Origin of the sequence: Shewanella benthica KT99, assembly GCF_000172075.1 — a bacterium.
Classification (GTDB): domain Bacteria; phylum Pseudomonadota; class Gammaproteobacteria; order Enterobacterales; family Shewanellaceae; genus Shewanella; species Shewanella benthica_A.
In genome coordinates this window covers 54,883-79,308 of the sequence record NZ_ABIC01000007.1, presented here as the reverse complement: position 1 = coordinate 79,308, position 24,426 = coordinate 54,883, and the positions used below count along the sequence as shown (strand labels likewise).

Sequence of the window (24,426 nt, the reverse complement as noted above, 5' to 3'; positions counted from 1 at the left end):
CGATCTCTTTGCCGTGTCAAAATAGCTTCATGAAAAAGAAAAAACAATTCGCAACAGAGCCGCCTACGGTTGCTGAACTCGGTGAAAAAAAAGCAAACTTACTCATTCAAGAACTGTGGGAAAAGTTACGTGAATATGAAGACCGCCTAGCATTGAGCTCTAGAAACTCATCCAAATCACCATCCTCTGACTCCCCTGCGGATAAGGCTGAGCGAAAAAAGCTCAAACGCCTCGTAGTGGAAATAAGGTTGGCGCTCAACCTGGACATACGGGGCATAAAAGACCATTAGCGGAACTCAGCGCAACCGATGAGCAAGTCGCTTGCTTACCCGATTCATGTTGTTCTGATTGTGGTGGCGAGGTCATTGCCAACCCGACTCCAAGCTATCGTCATCAGGTATTTGAATTACCTAAACCTGCACTTGATATAACTGAATACCAGTTATTTCACGGGCGTTGTCAGCAGTGCAACACCGTGAGCAAAGGAGCCTTGCCTGAAGAGGCTCCCGATGGTCAGATGGGGCCACGATTGCTCAGTTACGTGGCTGTGCTCAGTGGCTTGTATCACCTGAGCGTACGTAAAATTCAACGTTTACTGCAAGACCAATACGGGACTCATTTCTCTATCGGTCTGATTTCTGAAGCGCAAGGGCGAGTCAGTAGTATGCTGACGCCGACACACCAAGCTCTGCATCAACACATAAAAAAAGCGTCATTAGTGCATGTTGACGAGACGACGCACAATCGTAATGGTGAAGAGCATACCCGCTGGGTCTGGTTGTTATCGAGTGAGGATGCCGTATTCCAACAGGTGAAATATTTTCGTAATAAGGATGCAGCCAAATCGATATTAGGCGAGCATACCCAAGCGATTGTCGTGAGTGACCAATGTCCCAGCTACAACTGGATTGAGCCCGAACGGCATCAATTTTGCCTTGCCCATGTGCAGCGTAATTTACAACAAATGGCCGATTATTCAGGTAAGGGGCTTACCGCGAGTATCGGCAATCGACTGGTATTGCTATTCAAGTCCGTATTTCGCACTCAACATAGATATGAAGCCGGTGACGTTGACGAAATAATGTGGCGTCGGCGAATGCAACGACTAAGGCGCAATATTAAGCGCTGGCTTGAGTGCGGGGAAAATGTGCCCGCTTCACGCTACTCAGGCCGATGCCGGCATATTCTCAAATATGAGCAAGGTTTATGGGTTTTTCTCAATCACCCAGGGACACCTTTGACCAATAACGAAGCCGAGCGTTGTTTGCGTGGCAGCGTGATCATGCGCAAGATCTGCTATGGCACCAGTTCAGATAGGGGTGAGAAGTTTCGATCTCGGATCCTCTCAGTCGTTGAAACGTGCAAGAAGCGCAAGTTATCCCCGATAACAGTGATCAGCACTATCATTGCGGGCGTGGTGGGTAAATGCGACTACCCAGACGTATTTGGACTAACCTCAGCTTAGTCAATCCCCCTCTGGTGAATGCTTACCATTACAGCACTGTTAGTCGGGAGCTGAATAGAAATTCACCCCCTAATGGATACTCAGGTGCTGAGGCTCACCCGCTGAGTGATATACGGAAACGAACATCCTTAAAAGCGAACAAACGTCATAGCCACACAGATGACATCATCCGTGGCTCCGTCATTTTAGGCTGGTCTCCAGAGGCTATTAGTCTGCGAATGACGGTTGAAAGTAAAGTCACAGAGACGCTTAGCCATACGACGATCTACCGACGTATTGAAGAGAATAGGTTGCAAGGTGGTCACCTGTACCGTCAGTTGCCCAGGTTTGGTAAAACACGGTGGTAGGGTGGAAAACGTAATAAAAAAGCGGGAGTTAGGCTAATTCCTGATCGAGGCGATATTGCAGAGCGGCCTGATATTGTGGATGCGCGGACGCGATTAGGTGATTGGGAAGGAGACACGGTACACGGGCAGAGTGCCCACCTTGTGACACTCGTCGATCGCACAAGCCGCTTTACGCTAGCCAAACGTGTATTTAGCAAAACGAAAGAAGAAGTTGGCGATGCAATGATTGCTCTGCTGAAAACCGTTCACACGGTAAAGACAGTGACGTTAGATAATGGCGGTGAATTTGCAGGTCACGTTCGAGTGTCAAAGGCAATAGGTGCAGATATTTACTTTGCCAAGCCTTATGCCAGTTGGCAACGAGGAACCAATGAGAATACCAATGGTCGGATCAGGCGTTTTTGGCCAAAAAAATTCGACATGGGCAAACTGACAGATGATGAAATTGAAAGAAGGATCTTGCTACTTAATTTCACGCCAAGAAAAGTATTAGGTGGCCTCACTCCATTTGAGGTCTATATGGGACAGGGTGTTGCACTTATTACTTGAATCCAGCCATGATTAACCAATGTTATTTAATAAAAGTTGGAAGTTGTACTCATCTCATGATCAAATAGTAAGTGCGAACCACTAATCAAAAATGAGAGAGCACAAGATGAATTTTAACGCGATTCCTAAGCAACTGACAAGTGTTCTTAACTCATGCAACATCACTCAATTAGCCAAACAGTGTCATTTCATGCAGCGGATGCGCAACATTTCACCCATGCAGTTGGTGCTGGCAATCCTCAATACTTTGGGAACCAGAACCAATATTAACCTTGCTGATATTCATAAGAATTTATGCAGCCAACATGACATCGGGATCAACTATAAGCCCTTTCATCATTTTGTAACCTGAGTTAATTGATTGCTACCAGACATTAATTACACAAATAGTGTTTCATTATCCCTTTTGGGGTGGGCACGGCAGGCGTACTGGCTCAGATAACTGCACCATTTTTTAAGTAGCCAATAGATCTGGAGGAATAATTCTCGCCTCTGTCATAAATTTACAGATTTAGTAACCAACCTCTAAGTTCCGAACAAATATCCCCCCTACCTGCGACGTTTTTAGAGCTAGCTCACACTTTTAGGAAAACAAGATTGGTAATTTAGTAACCAGAAATGATAACAACTTTTAACATTCAAGCATAAAGGTGATTTTATGGCTGCTAAATTTTATATCCCATCTGTCAATGTGTTAGGCAAAGATGCCGTCGACGATGCCATAGGTGATATCAAAACCTTAGGTTTTCAACGCGCACTCATTGTTACCGATAAACCCTTAGTAGAGTTAGGCTTAGTCGGCCAAGTCGTGGAGAAATTAGGTGCCATAGGCATAGTAACCACCATCTTCGATGGCGTACAACCAAACCCAACTTGTGGCAATGTCGAAGCGGGTCTTGAACTACTCAGAAGTAATGACTGTGATTTCGTCGTCTCTCTCGGTGGTGGCTCTCCACATGATTGTGCCAAAGGTATCGCCCTCGTTGCGACTAATGGTGGCAGCATCAAGGACTACGAAGGCCTGGATGTGTCTGCCAAGCCTCAGCTACCACTGGTTGCCATCAATACTACAGCTGGCACGGCGAGTGAGATGACACGTTTCTGTATCATCACAGATGAGGCCCGTCATATTAAGATGGCTATCGTGGATAAACACACGACGCCTATCTTATCTGTCAATGACCCAGAGTTGATGCTGGCGAAACCTGCGGGACTCACAGCAGCAACTGGTATGGATGCACTGACTCACGCCATCGAAGCCTATGTGTCTATTGCCGCAAACCCAATCACAGATGCCTGCGCCATCAAGGCCATAGAGCTGATAAAGGCTAACCTGATCGAGGCGGTCGATAATGGCCAAAATATCGATGCCCGTGAACAGATGGCATATGCTCAGTTCCTCGCTGGAATGGCATTCAATAACGCCAGTTTAGGTTATGTCCATGCCATGGCTCACCAGCTAGGTGGCTTCTACGACCTACCACATGGGGTTTGTAATGCCCTCTTGCTACCCCATGTTCAACAGTACAATGCACAGGTAGCCGCGCCACAGCTCAAAGACGTTGCCAAGGCCATGGGCGTCGACGTATCAAGTATGAGTGATGAGCAAGGTGCAACTGCAGCAATTGATGCTATCAAGGTACTGGCAGCTGCAGTTAAGATCCCTGAAAACTTGACTAAACTGGGCGTCAAAGCCGAGGATATTCCGACGCTAGCGGATAACGCTCTGAAGGATGCATGTGGTTTTACCAATCCTAAGCAAGCAACACACGCAGAGATCTGTCAGATCTTCACTAATGCGCTCTAATACGAGAGTCATTGACTGCTAAGCCGTCAGTAATTTATTAGCCCATCTCCGGATGGGCTTTTTGTAAGCGTCCGGCGAACTACGCCTTGCCGAGTTTGACGCGCCAGGGCAAGAGGCTGCTGAGGTCGCAGTTTGGGTGAGAGAGTTGTTCTAGGCACCGTTCGATATAATCGAACGGTGTTAAGCCATTCGCTTTGGCGGTTTCTATTATGCTGTACAAAATGGCACTGGCCTCGGCACCGCGGTGATTGTGATTGAACAACCAGTTTTTACGCCCTATCACAAACGGTTTTACTGCGCGTTCCACAAGTTGACTTGCCTCAAGCAATAATTGCTTAAGCAAATCAATATCATTGGGTAGGTTATCATGGGGTGATTATATCAAATGTCATCCAGAATAAGGCTAATGCAGTGATCTAATCATCGAAAACTGCATACGTAATAGCGATCAATCAACTGTAACTCAAGCCCTTAACTTGACGGTGTCCCAATACATCAAACCCTGAGAGCAGCCAATGAAACTCTTGCTCAGATAAGCGCATACATTCATCTTCACTCTGAGTTGGCCACTTAAACTTTGCCTGTTCGAGGCGCTTATACCAAAGCGCAAAGCCGGTGTTATCCCAGTACAATATTTTTAATTTATCGCGGCTTTTATTGCAAAAAATAAACACACTGCCGTCGGTGGCCTCTAGCGACAGTTGTTGCTCAACGATGATGGCCAAGCCATTTATCGACTTACGAAAATCCACGGGCTCTCTATGCAGATAAATACTAGGAAGCTGCTGAAACATCAACATGCTTGCAGGCCTTTTATAATTTCAAGTAAGTAATTTGCTGGCAACGAGCTTGGGAAGGTCCATACCCCTGTTTGATGCTGTAAACGTATCATCTGTTGCGCATCACAAAGTTGAGTTTGAGGCGTTACCGCTGTTGTCGGAGCCAGCGTTGCTTTAGCAAAAGGCATGACCGCTTTAATTTTATCTTTGTTGGCTTTACGGGCATAAAAGGTACTGATACTGAACTTATGCTGACGACAGAAAGCCGTGATAGTTAAGCCGCTGGCGGGTTGCTGCCTTATCAAAGCAGCCCAATCTTGATGAGAACGTTTAGCCATATTAACTCCTGATAAATAGTCAGGAGTTAATATGGCGGATCAATGAAATCTGTTGAAGTTGTACTTGCCCGGACGCTTACGGCTTTTTATTACGGAAAATAACCAGCTGCAAGGTCATTTGCATGTGCATCACCTAGGCTGATGTACCGTCTATTAAAAGTAGCTCTAAACCAGCAATTAATCACCCTAGTCACATTACTCACGTTACTCACAAAAACAGGCCGACCATCAAAAAGCTCAGGATTTGAGTCCTGAGCCTGTTGCTTATCTTGTTGCCGTTTACACTTAGACTTAGCTTATTTCCGCCTTATCCTTAGCTTTAAACTTCTCCCGCATCGTTTGCATCATCACATAGAAAACAGGAACTAACAGGGTTCCTACGATAGTGGCCGCTAACATACCGCCAAATACCGAATACCCTAGGGCACGTCGACTTCCGGCACCTGCGCCGGTGGCGATAATCAGAGGTAAGACCCCGAGTAAGAAAGAGAACGCAGTCATCAATACCGCACGGAATCTCAATTTTGCAGCCATCTCACCCGCCTCGAGAATGCTCTTGCCCTCTTCACGCAGTTGCTTGGCAAACTCCACGATCAAGATGGCATTTTTACACGCCAGACCGATCAAGAGCACCAGACCTATCTGTGCATAGAGGTTTAAGTCTGAGCCCATCAACCAGATATTGATGAAGGCCCCCAATATAGCAATAGGCACGGCTAGGATAACCGCGAAAGGTATGGTCCAGCTCTCGTATTGAGCCACCAAAAACAGGTAGGTAAACACCAGCGCCAGGCCAAAGATCAAGGGCGCTAAGTTACCTGCCTTGATCTCTTGGTAAGTCTGACCTGTCCACTCATAGGTATAACCCGTAGGCAGAGTCTGGTTAGCCGCTCGCTCCATGGCGGTAATGGCATCACCCGAGCTAAAACCTGCTGCAGGAAAACCATTGATGGTGGTCGAGCTAAACATGTTATATGAGGTTATCACATCGGGACCCAATATCGGCGCCACAGTCACCAGTGTACTCAGAGGGATCATCTCCCCTGTGTTAGAGCGAACATAGAAACGCGAGATATCTTGCTCAGAATTTCGAAATTCTCCCTCGGCCTGCAAGATCACTCTATATACTTTGCCATAACGGTTGAAATCGTTGACGTACATAGAGCCCAACATGGTCTGCATGGTTGAGAAAATCTCGTTGAGAGAGATGCCTAGCGCCTTGGCCTTGTCCCTGTCTATATCAACATATAACTGCGGCACATCCGCGCGAAAATTACTGAAAGACATGGCAATTTCAGGCTGTTCATTGGCTTTCATGATCAAGGCTCGCATCACAGAAGCTAGCTCCTGAGGCGTTCGTCCTTGGGTATCCTGCAACACAAACTCGAAGCCACCGACACTCCCCACACCAGGTATAGGCGGCAATGAGAATGCCATGGCTTTCACCGAAGGATTAGCCGCATACTTAGCCTGTAGCTTAGCCACTATCGCAGCCTCGGCCATATCCGGTGTATTTCGTTCCTCCCAGCTTGAAAGTGTCACGATCATCAAGCCACCATTAGAGGCAACCGAACCGGACAAGATACTAAAACCACTGGCATGGATCACATTCTCGACCCCAGGCTCGGCTAATGTTAATTCGACCAGGTCTTTCATCACAGCTTCAGTACGGTTGAGTGACGCACCATCGGGCAGTTGAATATCGACCATAAAGGCCTTCTTATCTTCCATGGGCACGAAACCTGATGGCAATATATTAGCGAGACCTCCCGTTAGGGCGAGCAGGCAGACATACACAACTAAGACTAAGGAAAGCTTTCGAGTCAGGGATGAAACCAACTTCATATACTTGCCTGTGACACGTTCAAAATGTTTATTGAAGGTGGCATGAAAGCCTTTAGTATGCTTCTTGGGTCGTCTAAGAAGGGAAGCACACAGAGCCGGACTCAAGGTTAATGCATTTACCGATGAGATCAGTACCGAGATACATATGGTCACAGAGAACTGGGCATACATCTGCCCCGTGATACCAGGCATCACAGCCGTTGGGGCAAACACAGCGAGCAAGACTAAGGTGGTCGCAATAATCGGTCCTGTGACCTCTTTCATCGCCTTAGAGGTCGCTTCTTTGGGTGATAACCCCTCATCTTCCATCAGGCGAGTGACGTTCTCCACCACCACAATTGCATCATCGACCACAATACCGATAGCCAAGATCAAAGCGAACAGAGATACCGTATTGATGCTCATGCCAAACACCAGCAAGAAGGCAAATGTACCGATAAGTGAAACAGGGATCGCGATAGCAGGTACCAGAGTCGAGCGTATATCCTGTAAGAAGATAAACACCACTAACACCACTAGTGCTATGGAGATAAACAAGGTCTGTACTACCTCTTTGATCGAAGTTTCGACAAACGCTGTGGTGTCATAGAGGACTTCATATTCCAGGTCTCTAGGAAACTGCTTCGACAATCTGTCCATCTCGGCCTTAATTGCCGCCCCAACCTCTAATGCATTGGCATCGGGTGATTGATAGACGGCAATAATGGCTGAAGGCTTATTGTTGAGTCGACCTTGTGCATCATAGGTCTGGGAGCCAAGTTCTACACGAGCCACATCGCCGACGATAACTTTAGAACCATCATTGTTGGCGCGGATCATCACCTCACGAAATTCTTGAGGGTCCTTCAAACGTCCCTTAGTTTGCAGTGTGTACTGAAACTGTTGCTGCGGATCCACAGGGGCTGCGCCGATACGACCCGCTGCGACCTGAATGTTTTGCTCCTGTAGTGAGGCGATAACATCCGACGCCGTAACCCCAAGACTGGCCATCTTGTCCGGGTTAAGCCAGATACGAATGGCGTAGTCCAGCGCGCCTATCACCTGAACTTTAGACACACCATTTTGACGCGCTAAAAAGTCGGTGATATTGAGTCCGGCATAATTAGTGATAAACAGGGAGTCGAAGGTCTCATTGGGGGATATTAGGTTCACCACCATCAAGATACTTGGGCTCTGTTTCTCCACCTTAACGCCCTGTCGCTGCACCTCAGCCGGCAACCTAGGCATGGCCTGTTGTACCCGGTTCTGGACTTTCACCTGAGCCATATCGGCATCTGTGCCCACCTTGAATGTCACGCTCAAGGAGTAGCTGCCATCGTTGGCACTCTTAGACTCCATATAAAGCATGTCTTCGACACCGTTCACTTCCGCTTCCAACGGCTGGGCTATGGTGTCTCTGACGATATTAGCACTGGCACCGGAATAACTGGTCGACACATTGATCTGCGGTGGGGCTATCTCAGGAAATTCCGATACCGACAAAATTGGAATAGAAATCAGGCCAATAAGCGTCAGTACCGTCGAGATAACGAAGGCAAATTTGGGCCTGTTGATAAAAAAATCACTAATCATGACATTCCCCGCCATCTTCAAGGCAAACATTTGATGTAGGCAAAGGCAAACTTAGGGCCAAGCCAATAAAAAACTCACTGATCATGACATAGTCCTACTTAGCATCGCTGGCAGTGGGTGTAGCTTGAGTATCTTGAAATGGCACTATTTTTTGCTCAACAGCCTTGACCTTGATACCCGGACGGATCTTCTGCAGGCCATCGACGACGATACGCTCACCATCTTCGAGGCCACTCAACACGCGCCAGTCGATTCCAAATCGTTCGCCAAGCTCGACGATGCGCTTCTCTACTTCATCTTGTTCATTGAGTACCATGACGAAACGCCCTTGCTGATCTTCCTGTACTGCGGCTTGAGGAATGAGTAAGGCTTGCTCTTTGATGGGTGATTCGATTATCAGAGTCACAAACATACCAGGCAACATTAACTTAGCATCATTCTTGAAAGTTGCTCTTATGGGTAAGGTTCCCGTCGCTGCATCGATTTTATTACTGATAAAATCGATATAACCCGTCTCATTAAATATAGTACCGTTAGGCAGACGTAGGCGGATCACGATATCTGAAATCTGTACCTGACGTTTAGCAGTCTGAGACAATTTCTGTTGAACCGAGATAAGTTTCTTCTCTGCAACCTGAAAGTTAACCCACATAGGTTGTAGCTGAACCAGGTTCGCCATCTCTGAATTTGGCGTGATGATGTCTCCGGTACTGACCTTAGCATTACTGATACGACCGGAAATAGGCGCATATACCTTGGTATAGCTGAGCTGTAATTCGGCGCCTTGTACGGCGGCTTCGGCTTGTACCACACCCGCTGCGGTGGTGAGTTTACGAGAGGTCAGCTCATCCATATCCTGCGCACTGATCATGCCATCGGGAAGCAATTTTCTACCACGTTGCCAATTCATTACTGCCACATCTCTCGACGCGAATGCCTGCTTAAGCACCGCTTTTTGCTGAGCTAATTCGGAAATATAATTGCCAGGATCGATCTCAAATAACAGGTCACCAGCATTAACGTCTTCTCCCTCAATAAACGCACGCTTGAGTAATTGGCCCTGGATTTGAGACTTGATGGTGACATCTTCAGATGCTCTGGTGCGTCCCACGATCTCAGACTTAGACTGAATTTCTTTAGTGATCACCGTATTGACTATCACACTGGGAAGCATAGGGGCTTGCGGCACAGGAGCCTCCCCACAAGCCGTGAGTTGCGCTGCAACGATGAAAAGAGCGCAGTACTTTAAAAGTGAAACAGTTCTGGCCAACATTTAAGCCTCCAGTAGAATTCAGATATTTAATTTTTATTGTGAAATTATAAGCAGATATATGCGCCATTAATAGCCATTAACAAGTTTATTTCATTTATTTCACAATTTATACACAAGCAAGTGTTCACTAACTGCCTTCTGTGTGAATTAAACAACATCTAGAAATACATATGTATCCCAATTTCTGGCCACTTAACCTGTCGATCAAGCTAGTGAGTGCGGATTATCATCGGTAAACATGCAACACTAAAGTTAGTTAGTATCACCTTTTCTGATAGGCATTCATTGTTGCAATGGATAAGCTAAAAACACACGGGCGGATAGTCCATTAGCTGTTGATTTATTAACCGAAGACGAAACAAGAGAGATAAATAGTAAAAAATGAGATCTAGCACAAGGTTATCCGAGTTTAAGTCATGCTAAAAAGAGTTACAGCAAGTTCACTATTCTCGTTAAGAAGAAACAGACCAGAGATAGTAAATTTATATGAGTAAAGACGAATAAAAGTTGACCGTTCAGAAAAGCAATGTCTATGATGGCATTAGTATTCGCAAACAAGTAGGTAATATATGACAGCAATCTCACATGTATACAACTATACCGTTCGATGCCCACACATTAAAGATCCTGCCCACCCCACGACATGGCAAAACCATATTGAGTTTAATCAATCTTGCGAAATTGGATTAAGCCGAATCACAAAATGGCACGGCCACTCAGGCAACCGTATCTTCGAACTGGATGGATTCGTCGTCAGAGAGGCTGAGATCGAGAGTGCCTATTTCTCCGTGCAAAACAAACGAATTAAAGACGACGGTCATGTACTAGTGACCTTCAAGATTTTCATGGATGAGTCGACGAAAGATACATCGGTACAAGAGATCATGCAGCACCTGATAACAGATCTTGATGAAAAACTAGCTAAGCTCTAGTCTACTAATATCGATGGGTATAAAACCCCAAACACTAAATTAGCACTACCTCTTTTGTGAGGCAGTGTTAATTTTACGCCTTAAGAACCAATAACTTTGAGTATTTAAAATATGAAATTATCCCTGATGGTTCTAGCGCTTTTTATCGGACTGACTGGCTGCGCCGACCTACAAGATGCAGGACGCACCATTGGCCAAACCACCAAGGAAGTCACTACTGAGATAGGCCATGCTACAAGAGATATAACTAAGGCCATAGGCCACGCCTCTCGTGATGCGGTCAAATCGGTTAAATCGGTTAAAGCAGACTTAAGCGATGAAGGTGAGAAAACAAACTAAGTATATCGAATCTGGGCCTAGCCCTTCAGTTTACATACTCAGACTGAATACTCAGACTGAATACCCAGACTGAGTCCTCAAACTAAACCCGCAGCCAGAATTGAAAATGAACACATTGAAACTCACCTCCTGCATGGCTCCTATGTCGTGCGTGACCATTTGGCTAAGATGGGTAAAAATTGTCGATATTTTGGCAAGATTATCGAATCAGGCGCCCACCAGAACTCGATACAGATGATTTTAGACAATCGGATCGACGCCTCGGCTATCGACAGCTGGGTACTGGAATTAGAGATAATAAAAAATCCAGAACTTGCTTCAAAACTGCGCGTCATAGATACCCTTGGCCCCAGCAGCTTCCCGCCTTGGATGATATCTAGGCTTGTCCCGGTTGAATTACGTAGACGCATTAAACATCTCTTGCTGGAGATGCACTTAGATCCTGTTGGCCTAAGTATATTGGACAAGGTGGAGATTTCACATTTCTCCGCCACCGAGGACAGAGACTATGATCCTATTCGGAAAATGGCGCAGAGCGCCGAAAAAATAGAGTGGGCCGAAATTTAAGCCAGGACACAAAATATCGATCCAATACAATCCAATCCGTTATACTTACATCTATGGCTTATGTTTTATCAGCTCTTTTACCATGATGCCTGCCTGAGCGAGTAAAATTAGCGTAAAGGGGAGCGCGCCAAAAATCGCGATCTGTTTATTCAAGTCGATATTATTTTTCAATACCAAGGCTGCCGTAATAGCCACTAATACCAGACTCTACATCAACTTAGATTTCACTGCCTGACTTCCCGTCATCATGCTAGTGACATAGATAGCCGAATCTGCGCTGGTGATCACAAATGTTATCAAGAGCAAGATGGCGCCATAGGTCAGGATTTTTCCAAAAGCCAGGTTATCGAAGAAAGTGACAGGCCCAGAGTAAAATCTCTATCGGTTGCCTGTACCACATCAGGCAAGATACTCATCTCGAATACGCTGCCGCCGAAGGTGCTGAACCAGACAATGGGGTCATAGTGGGTATGAGTATGGTGCACAGCAGATATTGACGTATGGTACGGCCACGACTGATTCGAGCGATGAAGGGACCGACAAAAGGTGCCAAGGCAATCCACCAGACAAAATAGATGATGCTCCAACCTTCACTCCATTGACGAGAATCCATATCGATAGAGAAAGAGATAAATGGTAAAAGTTGCAGATAAGTGAGAGTCGAAGTGAGCACTGTACTGGCGACAGATAGAGGGTCGACCAGGGCTAACACCGCTACCAGCATAACAATCACTAACAGCAGGTTGAACAGACTCATCCGCTTGTTCCCCTTATCCAACCCCATGGTAGATGAAAGGGTGAAGGCTAAGGTGATGGCCACGAGTAGGCCGAGTCGAAACTCCACCAATATCTGAGCCTATGCTCCACGCCACTCTGCACTAAGGCTATGGTATTAGCCAAGGTTCCCGCGACGCCGAAGATCACCGCCACCACAGCCAGAAGATCGAATACTTGATACCAGCTTGACTCAGGTTTATCGGTGAAGCTGGCCGAGATAGTCATAGGTCTGGACTTATTGAAGGCAAACCATGCCATCACCAAACCTGAAATAGCATAGAGGCTCCAGGCATGCAGCCCCCAATGAAAATAGGTCAAGGCCAGAGCACTATCTTTACCTAACTTAATTTTACCCCAGGGACTCAAGGCGATAGCCAGAGATAAAATCACAAATAGGGAGGGAATGATGATGAAAGCCAGGCCAAATTCGTGAATGGCGTAAGCCGTTACCCCTGCCACCAAAGATATTGCTGTCTCGGGGAAGATGAGGAAGGCTGCCGCCGCAATACAACAGCAAATAAGTCCTATGGACTCCCGACTCAATTTACTCATTAGGTTTTGAATGGAATGGTTAAGTGTGTTCATAGGGGTGATAAGATTTTAATGTCCGGCGCGGTAACAAACACAGGCCGAAAGGTATGAATTGGCCCCTAGCCTAACACACCCGCAATAAAAAGGACTAAGCCTATGCCCAGCCCTCGAAGGCTTGATCTCTCGAATTCTCGTGCCTAATACCATTCCGAGTAAGTATCTAATCATTCAACGGGAGTTCAAAGCACTGTAGGCAAGGCGAATGTTTGAAGCTAATAGTTATTCTCGGCAACAGCTCCTGCGTTGCTCTCGATAATTGCTCCTGCATTATTCTACCTTCACCCGTCCATGGGCTCGTACCTCCTGCATCTGACCTCCATGGAAGGAGGAAATGTCTTATTTTGTATGGAACAAAATAGACCATGCAGTCGTATATCGAAAACATTCAACGTAGCATAAAGGGCTTTGCCCTTTGCTTTAAACATCAGCCGCACTGCGTGAGGCTCTCAGTGTTTCCACTTCGGTGTTGCATTGACTTAAAAGGGAATAACCATTTCCTCATCAATGCGCCTTGAATTGAAAAATCTGAGAGCCTCTGAACTGACCAGATACTTATGTGGAATGGTATAAGAGCCTCAGCCCCCACAACAGAGTCACAAAACCTACACATATCCAACCCATTTCTGTCATGAAAAACATAGACAATCGTCGCGTCTAAAAATGAAATCCCAACATACCTCAATACAATAAGGGTGATGATAGTGATGAATATGAAAAAAGTAGCGGCACTCGTTTCATGCAGTTTAGTGACTATGGCAGCCAACGCCGCGGTTTTACCTGCTACGCAAACTGACAGTCTATGGTTCAAAACCAGTGCACAGCTGGTCAGCGATAAAACCCTGCTAACGAACAAGACCCAAGCCAAAAATGTCATTCTGTTTGTCGGTGATGGCATGGGGGTTTCGACACTCACGGCGGCGCGTATCTTTCAAGGTCAGCAGATCTCAGGAAATGACGGTGGTGAGGAGAATTTTCTCAGCTTCGAGCAATTTCCTTACACGGCTCTAGTTAAGACCTATAACACCAATCAGCAGACTCCAGATTCAGCCGGCACCATGACGGCCATGGCCACCGGAGTTAAATCTAAAGCTGGAATGTTATCTGTCTCAGATAGCAGCATTCGCGGTAACTGCTTATCATCTAAAGGCAACGAGTTAATCACTCTAATCGACTTAGCCAATGCTAAAGGATTATCTACCGGCGTGGTCAGCACGGCTCGTATTACACACGCGACACCTGCTGCGACTTATGCCGCAACACCAGAGCGAAACTGGGAAGCCGACAGCAATCTGCCGGCTGAAGCCATAACCAATGAGTGTAAAGACATAGCGTATCAACTAGTGATGCGTGATGAAGCTAATGCTCTGAGCGTAGCCCTCGGGGGCGGACGCCGTAATTTTATACCAGATACCGTGATCGACGGTGAGAATAAATCGGGTCGTCGCAGTGATGGCCTGGATCTCACTCAGGCCTGGACTGAAAACTTCAGCAATGCCGCCTACGTGTGGGATAAAGCAGGTTTCGATGCCATAGATGCCAGCACCACAGATCATCTGCTTGGCCTGTTTAATTCGTCACACATGGAATATGAGGCAGACCGTTTAGATGACACCGCAGGTGAGCCCTCACTCACAGAGATGACCACCAAGTCCATCGAGATCCTCAACAAGAATGAAAAAGGCTACTTGCTTATCGTCGAGTCGGGCCGAATCGATCATGCTCACCATGCGGGTAACGCCTATCGCGCCCTAGTGGACACGGTGGAGTTCTCGAATGCGGTAAAAGCCGCGTTTGAAAATACTGATCCTGATGAAACCTTAATCATGGTCACCGCAGATCACAGCCATGTATTCACCATTGCCGGTTACCCGGAGCGTGGTAATCCAATTTTAGGTCTGGTGCATAATGTAGGTGGTGACTTAGCCATAGCAAAAGATAACAGTCCATATACCACATTAGGCTACACCAATGGCCCCGGGGCCGTTATCGGCCAGCGTGATGATCTTTCATCGGTCGATACAGAGCAAAAAAATTTCCAGCAACAGGCATTAGTGCCTTTAAGAAGTGAAACTCACGCGGGTGAAGATATCAGCCTGCATGCAACTGGCCCAGGCGCTCATCTGGCTCAAGGTGTTATCGAGCAGAATGTGATCTTCCATATCATCAACCAGGCGCAATCGCTTGGCGGCACAAAATACTAATCAAACAGTACTCATCTGGAGCAAATCATGAATAAGAAATTTCTCGTACTGTCGATGGCAGCAATTTTAGGTTTGGCGGCGTGTGGTAGCGACGGTGACAATGGCACAAACGGCAGTGACGGTAACAATGGCAGCGATGGTAAAGATTGGTCCGCAGTCAATGAGTGGTACATAGATGGCCAACGTCGTGTAATTCAGGCCGGTGAACTAACGGTTAATAACCAGAGCGGCGCGGCGAAGAATATTATTCTTTTCGTCGGTGATGGTATGGGTATTTCTACTGTAACAGCGGCTAGGATCTTAGATGGTCAACTTAAAGGCAACACAGGCGAAGAAAACTCACTTTCGTTCGAGACCCTACCCTATCTTGGCCTGGCTAAGACCTACAACGTTGACGGTCAAACACCCGATTCTGCTGGCACCATGACGGCCATGGTTACAGGAGTTAAAACCGATGTAGGTGTACTTTCACAGGCAGAAGGCGTGATTCGCGGAAATTGTGCCTCGACTCAGGGACAAGATCTAATGACTTCCATCGAGATTGCCTCTATCGCCGGCATGTCCACGGGAGTGATTTCTACCGCCCGTATCACCCATGCAACCCCAGCCGCAACCTATGCCCATACTCCTGAACGCAACTGGGAAAGTGATGCGGATCTGACTCCAGAAGCCATAACCTACGGCTGTAAAGATATCGCGGCTCAACTGCTGGATTACAGCTACGGCTCGGGTATCAACGTGATTATGGGTGGCGGACGTCGCGCATTTATCCCTGAGACAATGACAGGTCCTGAAGGCAAGAGTGGTAAGCGACTCGATGGCCGTGACTTAACATCTGAGTGGACCGCTAAATATGCCAACTCGGCTTATGTTGCCGACAGAGACAGCTTCTTAGCATTAGACCCTGCAACCACTGACCATGTCCTTGGCCTGTTTAATTCATCTCATATGGAATATGACTACGACCGTACGATAGACGGCGCGACTGGCGAGCCATCCCTTGCCGAGATGACGGCCAAGTCTATCGACATTCTCAAGAAGAATGATAAGGGATTCATGCTTATCGTAGAAGCGGGACGCATCGACCACGCCCACCATGCAGGCAATGCCGCCAGAGCACTATATGACACAATTGCTCTATCTGAAGCCGTGCGCGTCGCCATGGAAAAAACCTCTAGCAAGGATACTCTGCTTATAGTTACCGCAGATCACAGCCATGTGTTCACCATTGCCGGATACCCGACTCGAGGTAATCCAATCCTAGGGCTAGTGAAGGGCAATGATGCCAGTGGTATGCCTGCAGTCACTAACTCTACCGATGCCAACGGCATGCCCTACACAACAGTGGGCTACACCAATGGTCGCGGTTACGCAGCCTTGGAAACTGGCGGAGATGAGCGCTATGGCCTACCAATAGCAGCCGGTCGTTTCGACCTCAACTATGTGGATACACAAAGTGCTGGATTCCATCAAGAAGCCTTGGTGCCATTAAGCTCTGAAACCCATGCGGGTGAAGATGTGGCAATTTTTGCCAGCGGACCCGGTGCACACTTAGTGCAAGGCACTGTAGAGCAGAACCATATTTTCCATGTGATAAACCACGCCGCTAGCTTAGTCGAAAAAGCCGAAACGGCTCTATAAGCTCTGTTTATCGGGCCGTCTAATCTTATACCCATCAGTATGACTTAGACGGCCTTCACTCAAACAATCCAAAGCACAGGAGTTGTTATGAAGTATTCTTTGCTTAGCGCCGCCCTACTCGTCTGTTTCGTTCACACAGTGTCGGCTCATTCGACAGCGAGTCATGCCACTGCAGCTAACCTATTAACAGCGAGCCAATCGACGCAGGCCCAGCCAGCCTTGGGTGTCGAGCTGGCTCACAAGGCGCGGCAGGTATGCGACGGCGTATCCCCAAGCCAGCTCAGCGCAACTTATGTGATATTCAAGGGAGATGACTCGGGTAAGCTAAGCCATGAGCTGCAACTGACACGCTACCAAGATACGGTTATCTACCAAAGGTCGCCGCAAACCTTCGAGGCCTGGCAGCGCAACGGCGAATATATTCGCTATTTTCCAATGGATAAGCGCTCCGTGAGTTATCGCACCGGCGACCTTCTATCCCTCAATATCAGCTATGATTTAGAACAAGTCTTTCATCTAGTCTCACCAGATGTACGCTCTGAGCTTAAGCAAGCCGATGATATCCAGCACACTTGCCTGACCCTTGAGAGTTTTAGCGGTGAACAGGGAGGGCTAGAGGTGAGCCTGCAGTGGGCAACATCACTCGAACTCCCCTATCGCCTCACGACAGGTGAAAATGAGCAACGACTCACTTATCAACTCATCGAGGTGAAGCCTGTCACATCAGTGGATTTTAAGACCTTGACTGCGGGATACAAAGATATCGATTTTGCCGATGTCGGCGACAGCGAGTCAGATCCCTTTATCGCCAAGATGATCACTCAGGGCTTCATTCAACACGGCAGCTCAGGATTTTATAATAGTAACGGACAACAGATGCCCGGCGATGGTCATAGTGGCCACTCACACTAACGATACGTTAATGAGACGCTAACAGTAGATAACGAATCTTGCTATTAGCCTTGCTGCTGCGAATAGTAAAAACAAAAAAGTCTGCCTCGGCAGACTTTTTTATGACCCGATTTACTCATTTCTGAAAAATTAGCCAATAACCAGCAGCGTTAAGCCAACAAGCCTTTTAGTTTAGCGATAAAGGTATCGATATCGGCTCGGCTGATATCGGCATGGGTCACTAGCCTCAAAGTGGAGCCTGGGCTGATTAATATCCCCTGAGACTTGAGCTCAGTCGCAATATGCATAATGTCCACATCTTGCTTTACCTCAGCAAACAGCATATTGGTTTGCACCTGCGTCAGATCTATCTCAAATTCATCAAGCTCAGACAGACACTCGGCTAAATAGCGCGCATTGTCATGATCGATAGCCAGACGATCGACTTGGTCAGTGATAGCCAGTTTAGCCGCTGCGGCTAAAATACCGGCTTGGCGCATGCCACCGCCAAGCATCTTGCGCCAGCGCCTGGCTTTATGAATTAAGCGCTCATCACCTAAAAGCAAGGATCCTACCGGGGCACACAGGCCTTTAGAGAGGCAGATAGAAACGGAATCAAAATATTGGGTAATGTCAGCGATTGCGATATTTTGCGCAACGGCCGCATTAGCGACTCGAGCCCCATCTAAGTGGATTTTCAGCTTGTTGTCGAATGCTAACGTTTGCGCTTGTGCCAAATAGGCCTGGGGCAAGACTTTACCCCCTATGGTGTTCTCGAGACTGAGCAGTTGAGTGCGAGCAAAGTGGACATCATCAGGCTTAATTGCCGCCTGAATATCGGTAAGTAAGATACTGCCGTCAGCTTGATTAGTAAGAGGCTGAGGCTGGATGCTGCCGAGTACTGCCGCGCCGCCTCCTTCAAACTTGTAGTTATGCGCTTGCTGACCACAAATATACTCATCACCACGCTCACAATGAGCCATCAGTGCCAATAAGTTTGCTTGAGTACCAGATGAAGTGAATAAGGCACCATCGAAGCCATACATCTCGGCGGCCATTGCCTCTAAACTGTTTACCGTAGGATCATCGCCATAAACATCATCTCCTACTTCGGCATTGGCTATTGCCGCGCGCATTGCAGTCGTTGGCTTGGTTACTGTATCACTGCGAAAATCGATCATCTTAGCCTCTGTTTATGATTTTGAGGCATGAATACTACTCCCTGAACATAGCGAGTACCAGTATTTACCCGCCAAAAACAAAGGTCGTTAGAGCATAAGACAAAGTCAGCAATCATCCCCAGTTAAACCGGGCTTTACACCATAAAAAACCGACAAGACATTAACAACAGACCCAAATGACGACAAATGAACAGTTAAACAATATTTATACCTGTCTCTTTGGCTTTTCATCAGGCAGAATCCGTCTCCTTTTACTCAGTGGCACTCTTTATTATGCAAGAAGTTCAATTTATCAGCCTTCTCTGGCTTAGCAGTATTTTCTATTGTCGGTGCCCAGAAGACACTATTACTCGGGTATAGCCCGCTAGTAACGGGGGTTTTTGGTGGCATTATTCGTGACATCTTGTGCAATCCAAAATTTGATTATCAATATGGTGAGCTACATTAGGCCCTGAGGATCTAGATCCTAGGATTTTAGTGGCATAAATGTTCCAGACATAGAAAAGGTTGGCAAATGCCGACCTTTTTCCTTTTTAACTTTTAGCCGTCTAACTTTCAGCTATCTTATTTCAAGCCTGCTTACTCGATGCGCTAGCGTGTGAGTAAGACCTAACTGTCACTATAAGAGTGTAGACTTAAGCTGCTACAGAAGATGCAACTGCTGGTGTCTCTTTCAAGTGAATATCCACCTGAGGATATGGAATACCTATGTTAGCTTCATCCAGTGCAAGTTTAATCTGCTCTAGAATTTCAAAATAAGCTGGCCAGTAATCGCTGCCTTTAACCCATGGGCGAACCACGAAATTAACCGACGAATCGGCAAGCTCAGACAGTGCGATAGTGCAAACAGGATCTTTCAATACATACTGGTTATTCTCAATAACGCGTGTCAGTACCTTCTTCGTTTCAAGAAGATCTGCATCATAAGAAACACCGATAACGAAATCGACCCGACGAGTCTCCATCGCAGAGTAGTTAGTGATTGTGCCGTCCATCATGGCCGAGTTTGGCACTACGATAAGTTTATTATCCGGTGTTAATAGCTTAGTTGAGAATATAGTGATCTCATTGACTGTACCCGCGATACCGGCGGCTTCAACATAATCACCGACACGACACGGGCGAAACATCACCATCAAGACGCCTGAAGCGAAATTAGACAGTGAGCCTTGTAGGGCCAAGCCAATCGCTAGACCCGCGGCACCGATAACAGCAACCAGTGATGCTGTCTGTACGCCAATTTGTCCAAGCGTGGCCACTATGGTGAACACAAACACCAGTGACCATGCCATATTTGAAACAAATGAGACAACGGTAGGATCCACTTTACGTTTGGTCATCAACTTACTAGATAGCTTCTTAGCAAGACCGGCACAGTATTTACCGATAATAAAAATAACAATCGCAAAAATGATCTTCATGCCATAGGTCACGATAAGCTCTGGCGCTTGCTCGATCAAACCTTCCAAGTTTTCCATGTATTACTCCCTTAAATTTTCCCAAACAAATGTCTGAGTTAACGCAATTCAAATTTAACACCGAAAAATAGCCCATATAAATATGAGCTGTTTTATTTCAGGTTTAATTCAAATAAAAATTCTAAGCGGCTCTCTGAACCCTACTTTTAGACACCTAGTGACTTAACTCCACCAAAAAATTGACCCGTCGATTTAAGGCCCTGCCTACTGGTGTATCATTTGTACTAAGTGGAGATCGTGTTCCCATTCCTCTCACGATAAAGCGCTCTGGGTCAAAGCCATAATCATCAACTAAGATCCCCATGACAGTTTTGCCCTTGCCTCGGATAAGAGCAGATTGGCCTCTACACTCCCGACGGAATCAGTATGTCCAATGAGGCATAACTTAACGTCATTTAGCTGTAAAAAATTGTTTTGTTTGAGCGAGAACAGGCCATTGCGAATAGAGTATCTCTGTCTTAGCGAACTCAAAGTTTAACGCTAACTCAGTGGCCTGGATACAAGTCTCGGGATAAACCTTGTCATCACTTGTGCTGAAACAAATCGGCTTAAATAATCGACTCTTGTCACAACCTGAAGCATCGACAAGTACGCCCATGGGCGTATGCGGACAGGCATCCTTAATATCAGGTACCCCATCTTTATCACTATCATTCCAGCCAAATGCTACCGGACTGAGAACAAGCCCAATAAAAAATAATAAAGTTAGCCAACATTTATTCATCATTTGTAACCTATATGGCCATTGACGCCTATGGCTTGTGCCTCAGGCTTATATAGCTCATCGGCCCTGACGTGAAATGCTAAAGATTATCCTCGCAGATATGGCGTATTTTATATCCTTCTGCAAATTTCGCAATTACTTAGCACTATAAACTTTACGCGAGTCACGAAAATCCAATATTTACTAATTTAGCCAATCGAGTTAGCTAAGTCACTAAATCGGTGCAGTCAGTAGCCGCTGACAAACACGGTCAGTTCGAAAGCTAAACATATGGATCTATTAAAATTGCACAGGCAGTTGATCATAGGTGCCAGAGACAGGGCTCCAAGCAATTATAATCAGCAACATTTACCGGATGTCTGGTATGGAGTTAGAGAATAACACCCTATTAAAATTGATAAGCTGGACTTTAGTCTATGTCTGATCAGGTATAAATTGGGCCAAAAAAAAGCGCTCCTACTGAAGCGCCTTTCATCTTGTTCCGCATTAGAACGAGATTAGTATATGAAGCTAACCGTAGCAGGAATACTAGTTAGCTTCTGGCTTAGGCGGATAATTGACTAACATCTCAGAGATAGCATGATTGATAACTTCAGCACGCTCCTCAGGAGTATGCTGATCACGAATGGTATCGGCGACAGAGCCACGCCAGATAAGCTTGCCAGTTTCACGATTCACCATGTCTAAAATCAAGGTGCCGACTTCATACTCACGCACCCTAGTTTGAGTATTCATGCTACCACTATATCCCCATCTAGAACCATAATATGGGTTATAACCATAGTTAGTACTGAAGGTGTCTACGTTAATTTTCTTATCAACCTTGGTCAGGTAATTAACTAAGATATCGGCGGTGGCCGCATCGGTAAGAGTTATGCCTTTAGCCGATAACTGGCTGTCTACTGCGGCACGAATACGCTGGTCCATCAGACCATCCAGATGATATGTGCTGTCTTGGGTCTTTTTAACGATCCAGGCATAGGTCTTTACATCGTTAAAATTTGCTGCTGGATCATAATCTGAACTCGTTTTTAGTGTACTACAGGCACTCAGTGCCAGTGCAACCAAAGCAACTATAACCTTCTTCATTTTGACTCCATCAGATATGCATCTTGTAAAATTCATTTTATAATTTCAGCTTACATAGCAATTTCATGATCTACAAGTCTAATTAGTATATCGTTCAGCTTGACTTAAGACAACACCTAAATGATAATGATTATCAATTAATTTCTAGTGTGCTATCTTTCTTTTTGCTCCCGAACAAGCCTCGGTGCAATCGCAGCAAGCTTCGACCAGAAAGAGCCAGGGACATATCAGTCTATTTATCTTGCCTGTTATCGTGTTGGCCTGGTTACTCTTTACCTTAATAGACAGACATAACGGCAACTATGGAGCGGCGGCAATAGGCTTCATTTTAACCTCTTGTGCCATTGCTCATTCAAAGTTTCATAAGTTTATTATTCCTTGCGCCTCTGTCACTGCTGTATCACTGGTCATTGGATTCATGCTGGCAGCATAACGGCTTTCCTTCTCTTCAAAAATATCAAAATCAGTGAGGCTAGCGTTTGCTAGCCAGCTTAGTTGCAACTATCTCCTGCTCCCATTACCATTCTCGAAGACTTAATAAAGCATAAAGCTCCCATAAAATTATTCAGTTTGTTAAACTCTCATTATCACCAGTTATTTAGTAGTCGCCCATGAGAATAGATCCCAACGTATCCTTGGTCTACAGCACAGATGTAGGCCGTATATCTCCCGCAGTAGCGCTCAAAGACATCCCAACTGGAGATGGTATCGTGCGTATCCATAAAGACAGTAAAGGGCGCAAAGGCAAAGGTGTTTCTGTCATCAAGGGCCTAGGCTTGAATGACAAAGAGCTAAAAGCTCTGGCGCAGAAATTAAAGAAACAGTGCGGCTGTGGTGGAACGGTAAAAGAGTTCAATATTGAAATGCAAACTGACAACAGAGAGCAGCTCAAGACCTTGCTGCAAAAGCTCAAATATACAGTAAAGCTAGCCGGCGGTTAGCAGCCTGTATAGTCCAGATTAGCAAGGCTAGTTGTCAGTCTCTATTCCCTCTTCCATGGAGCCAATTAATGGAAAGTTTACAAAACCACTTCTTAATCGCGATGCCCTCACTCAAAGACACCTTTTTCGAGCGTTCGGTGATCTATCTTTGTGAGCATGATGAGAAGGGCGCTATGGGGATCATGATCAACAGACCCTTAGGCATAGAAGTCGATGAGCTATTGCAGCAGATGGAACTCGATGATGAACCTGAACTTGTTTCCTCCCTTGGCGCTAAAGTCCTTATCGGCGGGCCAGTGAATCCCGAACGAGGTTTTGTCCTACACACACCCCAAGATTTTTGGAAAAATAGCCAATCACTGACCGACGAGTTAATGCTAACCACCTCCAGAGATGTGTTGTCAGCCTTAGGCAGTAAAGACGCCCCAAAGCAGTTTATCATCGCCCTAGGCTATGCAGGTTGGAGCCGAGATCAACTGGAGCAAGAACTGGCAGATAATACCTGGCTCTCAATCCCAGCAAGTACGGCATTACTCTTCGATGTTAAGCATGAGGAACGTTGGCAAACAGCGACGGAATCTTTAGGCTTCGATATATGGCAACTGTCTAATCAATCTGGACATGCATAACCTCACCGACTCCTTCATTTAAGAGGATCAGTATTTCATGAGTTCAACAACGGTATTAGGCTTCGATTACGGCACTAAAAGCATTGGCATTGCCATAGGTCAATCACTCACAGGCACAGGCAACCCAATCGGTTCAATAAAAGCCGTCGATGGCATTCCTAAGTGGGAAGAGATTGGCATGCTTATCGAGGAGTGGCAGCCAGATATAGTGGTCGTGGGCCTACCCTTAAATATGGATGGCACCGAACAAGAGATGACCCAGAGAGCGAAGAAGTTTGCCAACCGCATCAAGGGCAGATTCGGCGTAAAGATAGCGACCCAAGATGAGCGCCTGACAACCGCTGATGCCAAAGCCAGGCTGTTTGAACTCGGTGGCTATAAGGCATTGACTAAGGGACAGGTCGATGCCATGTCGGCGGTGTTGATCATAGAGAGTTACTTCGAAAACTTGTATGACTAGCCCTTAACCT

Annotated in this window: 24 protein-coding genes and 4 pseudogenes; 15 read left to right on the top strand and 13 right to left on the bottom strand. The window is 46.3% G+C overall.

Annotation, left to right across the window (positions count from 1 at the left end):
- The first annotated feature begins 29 nt into the window (after positions 1 to 29).
- From KT99_RS04775 to yiaY, 4 genes and pseudogenes are all read left to right on the top strand, one after another.
- Positions 30 to 1,465, top strand: a protein-coding gene (locus KT99_RS04775; protein ID WP_086017578.1) for an IS66-like element ISSbe3 family transposase whose coding sequence is annotated in 2 segments (ribosomal slippage) — positions 30 to 222 and positions 222 to 1,465 — 1,437 coding nt in all. Because the reading frame shifts where the segments join, the coding sequence is not laid out codon by codon here.
- Positions 1,466 to 1,491: 26 nt separating this feature from the next.
- Positions 1,492 to 2,361, top strand: a pseudogene (locus KT99_RS23495) (IS30 family transposase); the annotation flags it as partial.
- A gap of 106 nt (positions 2,362 to 2,467) precedes the next feature.
- Positions 2,468 to 2,713, top strand: coding sequence for a hypothetical protein (locus KT99_RS04760; RefSeq protein WP_005497572.1), 246 nt, complete (start codon positions 2,468 to 2,470; stop codon positions 2,711 to 2,713).
- Positions 2,714 to 3,019: 306 nt separating this feature from the next.
- Positions 3,020 to 4,168, top strand: coding sequence for an L-threonine dehydrogenase (gene yiaY, locus KT99_RS04755; RefSeq protein ID WP_005497570.1), 1,149 nt, complete (start codon positions 3,020 to 3,022; stop codon positions 4,166 to 4,168).
- Positions 4,169 to 4,247: 79 nt separating this feature from the next.
- On the opposite strand, the pseudogene KT99_RS04750 reads toward yiaY, so the two are convergent.
- The 5 genes and pseudogenes from KT99_RS04750 to KT99_RS04730 form a co-directional block, all read right to left on the bottom strand.
- Positions 4,248 to 4,472, bottom strand: a pseudogene (locus KT99_RS04750) (transposase domain-containing protein); the annotation flags it as partial.
- 148 nt (positions 4,473 to 4,620) lie between these two features.
- On the bottom strand, positions 4,621 to 4,968 hold the full coding sequence (tnpB, locus tag KT99_RS04745) for an IS66 family insertion sequence element accessory protein TnpB (RefSeq protein ID WP_005497566.1): 348 nt from the start codon (positions 4,966 to 4,968) through the stop codon (positions 4,621 to 4,623).
- Positions 4,962 to 5,285 (bottom strand): IS66 family insertion sequence element accessory protein TnpA, encoded by a 324-nt coding sequence (gene tnpA / locus KT99_RS04740; RefSeq protein ID WP_005497564.1) that lies wholly within the window; start codon positions 5,283 to 5,285, stop codon positions 4,962 to 4,964. The genes tnpB and tnpA overlap by 7 nt, the downstream gene beginning before the upstream one ends.
- 291 nt (positions 5,286 to 5,576) lie before the next feature.
- The gene (locus KT99_RS04735; protein WP_040571625.1) at positions 5,577 to 8,702 is read right to left on the bottom strand and encodes an efflux RND transporter permease subunit; all 3,126 of its coding nucleotides are present in this window, start codon (positions 8,700 to 8,702) and stop codon (positions 5,577 to 5,579) included.
- 94 nt (positions 8,703 to 8,796) lie between these two features.
- A complete protein-coding gene (locus tag KT99_RS04730) occupies positions 8,797 to 9,975 on the bottom strand; it encodes an efflux RND transporter periplasmic adaptor subunit (protein WP_005497559.1) in 1,179 nt (392 codons plus the stop codon).
- 569 nt (positions 9,976 to 10,544) lie between these two features.
- Here KT99_RS04730 and KT99_RS04725 point away from each other — a divergent pair.
- The 3 genes from KT99_RS04725 to KT99_RS04715 all read left to right on the top strand — a co-directional run bounded on the left by KT99_RS04725 (position 10,545) and on the right by KT99_RS04715 (position 11,813).
- The gene (locus tag KT99_RS04725) at positions 10,545 to 10,907 is read left to right on the top strand and encodes a hypothetical protein (RefSeq protein ID WP_005497558.1); all 363 of its coding nucleotides are present in this window, start codon (positions 10,545 to 10,547) and stop codon (positions 10,905 to 10,907) included.
- A 111-nt stretch (positions 10,908 to 11,018) separates the two neighbouring features.
- Entirely contained in the window at positions 11,019 to 11,246 is a 228-nt protein-coding gene (locus tag KT99_RS04720) for a hypothetical protein (protein WP_005497557.1), read from the top strand.
- A 60-nt stretch (positions 11,247 to 11,306) separates the two neighbouring features.
- Positions 11,307 to 11,813 (top strand): PhnD/SsuA/transferrin family substrate-binding protein, encoded by a 507-nt coding sequence (locus KT99_RS04715; protein WP_332370240.1) that lies wholly within the window; start codon positions 11,307 to 11,309, stop codon positions 11,811 to 11,813.
- A gap of 51 nt (positions 11,814 to 11,864) precedes the next feature.
- Here the strand turns inward: KT99_RS04715 and KT99_RS22655 are convergent, their stop codons facing one another.
- From KT99_RS22655 to KT99_RS23220, 4 genes and pseudogenes are all read right to left on the bottom strand, one after another.
- Positions 11,865 to 12,008, bottom strand: coding sequence for a hypothetical protein (locus KT99_RS22655; RefSeq protein WP_005497555.1), 144 nt, complete (start codon positions 12,006 to 12,008; stop codon positions 11,865 to 11,867).
- 12 nt (positions 12,009 to 12,020) lie between these two features.
- A pseudogene (locus KT99_RS23230) lies at positions 12,021 to 12,158 on the bottom strand (BCCT family transporter); the annotation flags it as partial.
- A 67-nt stretch (positions 12,159 to 12,225) separates the two neighbouring features.
- A complete protein-coding gene (locus tag KT99_RS23225; protein ID WP_269764037.1) occupies positions 12,226 to 12,657 on the bottom strand; it encodes a BCCT family transporter in 432 nt (143 codons plus the stop codon).
- Complete coding sequence (locus tag KT99_RS23220) at positions 12,618 to 13,142, bottom strand: BCCT family transporter (protein WP_050774316.1); 525 nt, start codon at positions 13,140 to 13,142, stop codon at positions 12,618 to 12,620. The genes KT99_RS23225 and KT99_RS23220 overlap by 40 nt, the downstream gene beginning before the upstream one ends.
- Positions 13,143 to 13,885: 743 nt before the next feature.
- Here KT99_RS23220 and KT99_RS04705 point away from each other — a divergent pair.
- The 3 genes from KT99_RS04705 to KT99_RS04695 all read left to right on the top strand — a co-directional run bounded on the left by KT99_RS04705 (position 13,886) and on the right by KT99_RS04695 (position 17,935).
- On the top strand, positions 13,886 to 15,382 hold the full coding sequence (locus KT99_RS04705; protein WP_005497548.1) for an alkaline phosphatase: 1,497 nt from the start codon (positions 13,886 to 13,888) through the stop codon (positions 15,380 to 15,382).
- A gap of 27 nt (positions 15,383 to 15,409) precedes the next feature.
- Positions 15,410 to 17,023: an alkaline phosphatase gene (locus KT99_RS04700; protein ID WP_005497546.1), complete on the top strand. Its 1,614-nt coding sequence runs from the start codon at positions 15,410 to 15,412 to the stop codon at positions 17,021 to 17,023.
- An 87-nt stretch (positions 17,024 to 17,110) separates the two neighbouring features.
- Positions 17,111 to 17,935, top strand: a complete 825-nt coding sequence (locus tag KT99_RS04695; protein ID WP_005497544.1) for a hypothetical protein — start codon at positions 17,111 to 17,113, stop codon at positions 17,933 to 17,935.
- Between the two features lie 149 nt (positions 17,936 to 18,084).
- Here KT99_RS04695 and ltaE read toward each other — a convergent pair whose 3' ends face one another.
- Positions 18,085 to 19,095 carry a low-specificity L-threonine aldolase gene (gene ltaE, locus KT99_RS04690; RefSeq protein ID WP_005497542.1) on the bottom strand — a complete coding sequence of 337 codons (1,011 nt, stop codon included), beginning with the start codon at positions 19,093 to 19,095 and terminating at the stop codon, positions 18,085 to 18,087.
- Between the two features lie 304 nt (positions 19,096 to 19,399).
- On the opposite strand from ltaE, the pseudogene KT99_RS20475 reads away from it, so the two are divergent.
- Positions 19,400 to 19,507, top strand: a pseudogene (locus tag KT99_RS20475) (TRIC cation channel family protein); the annotation flags it as partial.
- Positions 19,508 to 19,730: 223 nt separating this feature from the next.
- On the opposite strand, the gene KT99_RS04685 reads toward KT99_RS20475, so the two are convergent.
- The 3 genes from KT99_RS04685 to KT99_RS04675 form a co-directional block, all read right to left on the bottom strand.
- Complete coding sequence (locus tag KT99_RS04685; protein WP_005497540.1) at positions 19,731 to 20,573, bottom strand: mechanosensitive ion channel family protein; 843 nt, start codon at positions 20,571 to 20,573, stop codon at positions 19,731 to 19,733.
- Positions 20,574 to 20,964: 391 nt separating this feature from the next.
- The gene (locus KT99_RS22650) at positions 20,965 to 21,300 is read right to left on the bottom strand and encodes a hypothetical protein (protein ID WP_232504245.1); all 336 of its coding nucleotides are present in this window, start codon (positions 21,298 to 21,300) and stop codon (positions 20,965 to 20,967) included.
- Positions 21,301 to 21,825: 525 nt separating this feature from the next.
- Positions 21,826 to 22,386: a DUF4136 domain-containing protein gene (locus tag KT99_RS04675; RefSeq protein WP_005497537.1), complete on the bottom strand. Its 561-nt coding sequence runs from the start codon at positions 22,384 to 22,386 to the stop codon at positions 21,826 to 21,828.
- A 184-nt stretch (positions 22,387 to 22,570) separates the two neighbouring features.
- Here KT99_RS04675 and KT99_RS04670 point away from each other — a divergent pair, with 184 nt between their 5' ends.
- From KT99_RS04670 to ruvX, 4 genes are all read left to right on the top strand, one after another.
- The gene (locus KT99_RS04670) at positions 22,571 to 22,819 is read left to right on the top strand and encodes a hypothetical protein (RefSeq protein ID WP_005497535.1); all 249 of its coding nucleotides are present in this window, start codon (positions 22,571 to 22,573) and stop codon (positions 22,817 to 22,819) included.
- A gap of 178 nt (positions 22,820 to 22,997) precedes the next feature.
- The gene (gene yciH, locus KT99_RS04665; protein ID WP_005497534.1) at positions 22,998 to 23,327 is read left to right on the top strand and encodes a stress response translation initiation inhibitor YciH; all 330 of its coding nucleotides are present in this window, start codon (positions 22,998 to 23,000) and stop codon (positions 23,325 to 23,327) included.
- A 68-nt stretch (positions 23,328 to 23,395) separates the two neighbouring features.
- Positions 23,396 to 23,956: a YqgE/AlgH family protein gene (locus KT99_RS04660; RefSeq protein WP_005497533.1), complete on the top strand. Its 561-nt coding sequence runs from the start codon at positions 23,396 to 23,398 to the stop codon at positions 23,954 to 23,956.
- A gap of 37 nt (positions 23,957 to 23,993) precedes the next feature.
- Positions 23,994 to 24,416 carry a Holliday junction resolvase RuvX gene (ruvX, locus tag KT99_RS04655; protein WP_005497532.1) on the top strand — a complete coding sequence of 141 codons (423 nt, stop codon included), beginning with the start codon at positions 23,994 to 23,996 and terminating at the stop codon, positions 24,414 to 24,416.
- The last annotated feature ends 10 nt before the right edge of the window (positions 24,417 to 24,426 follow it).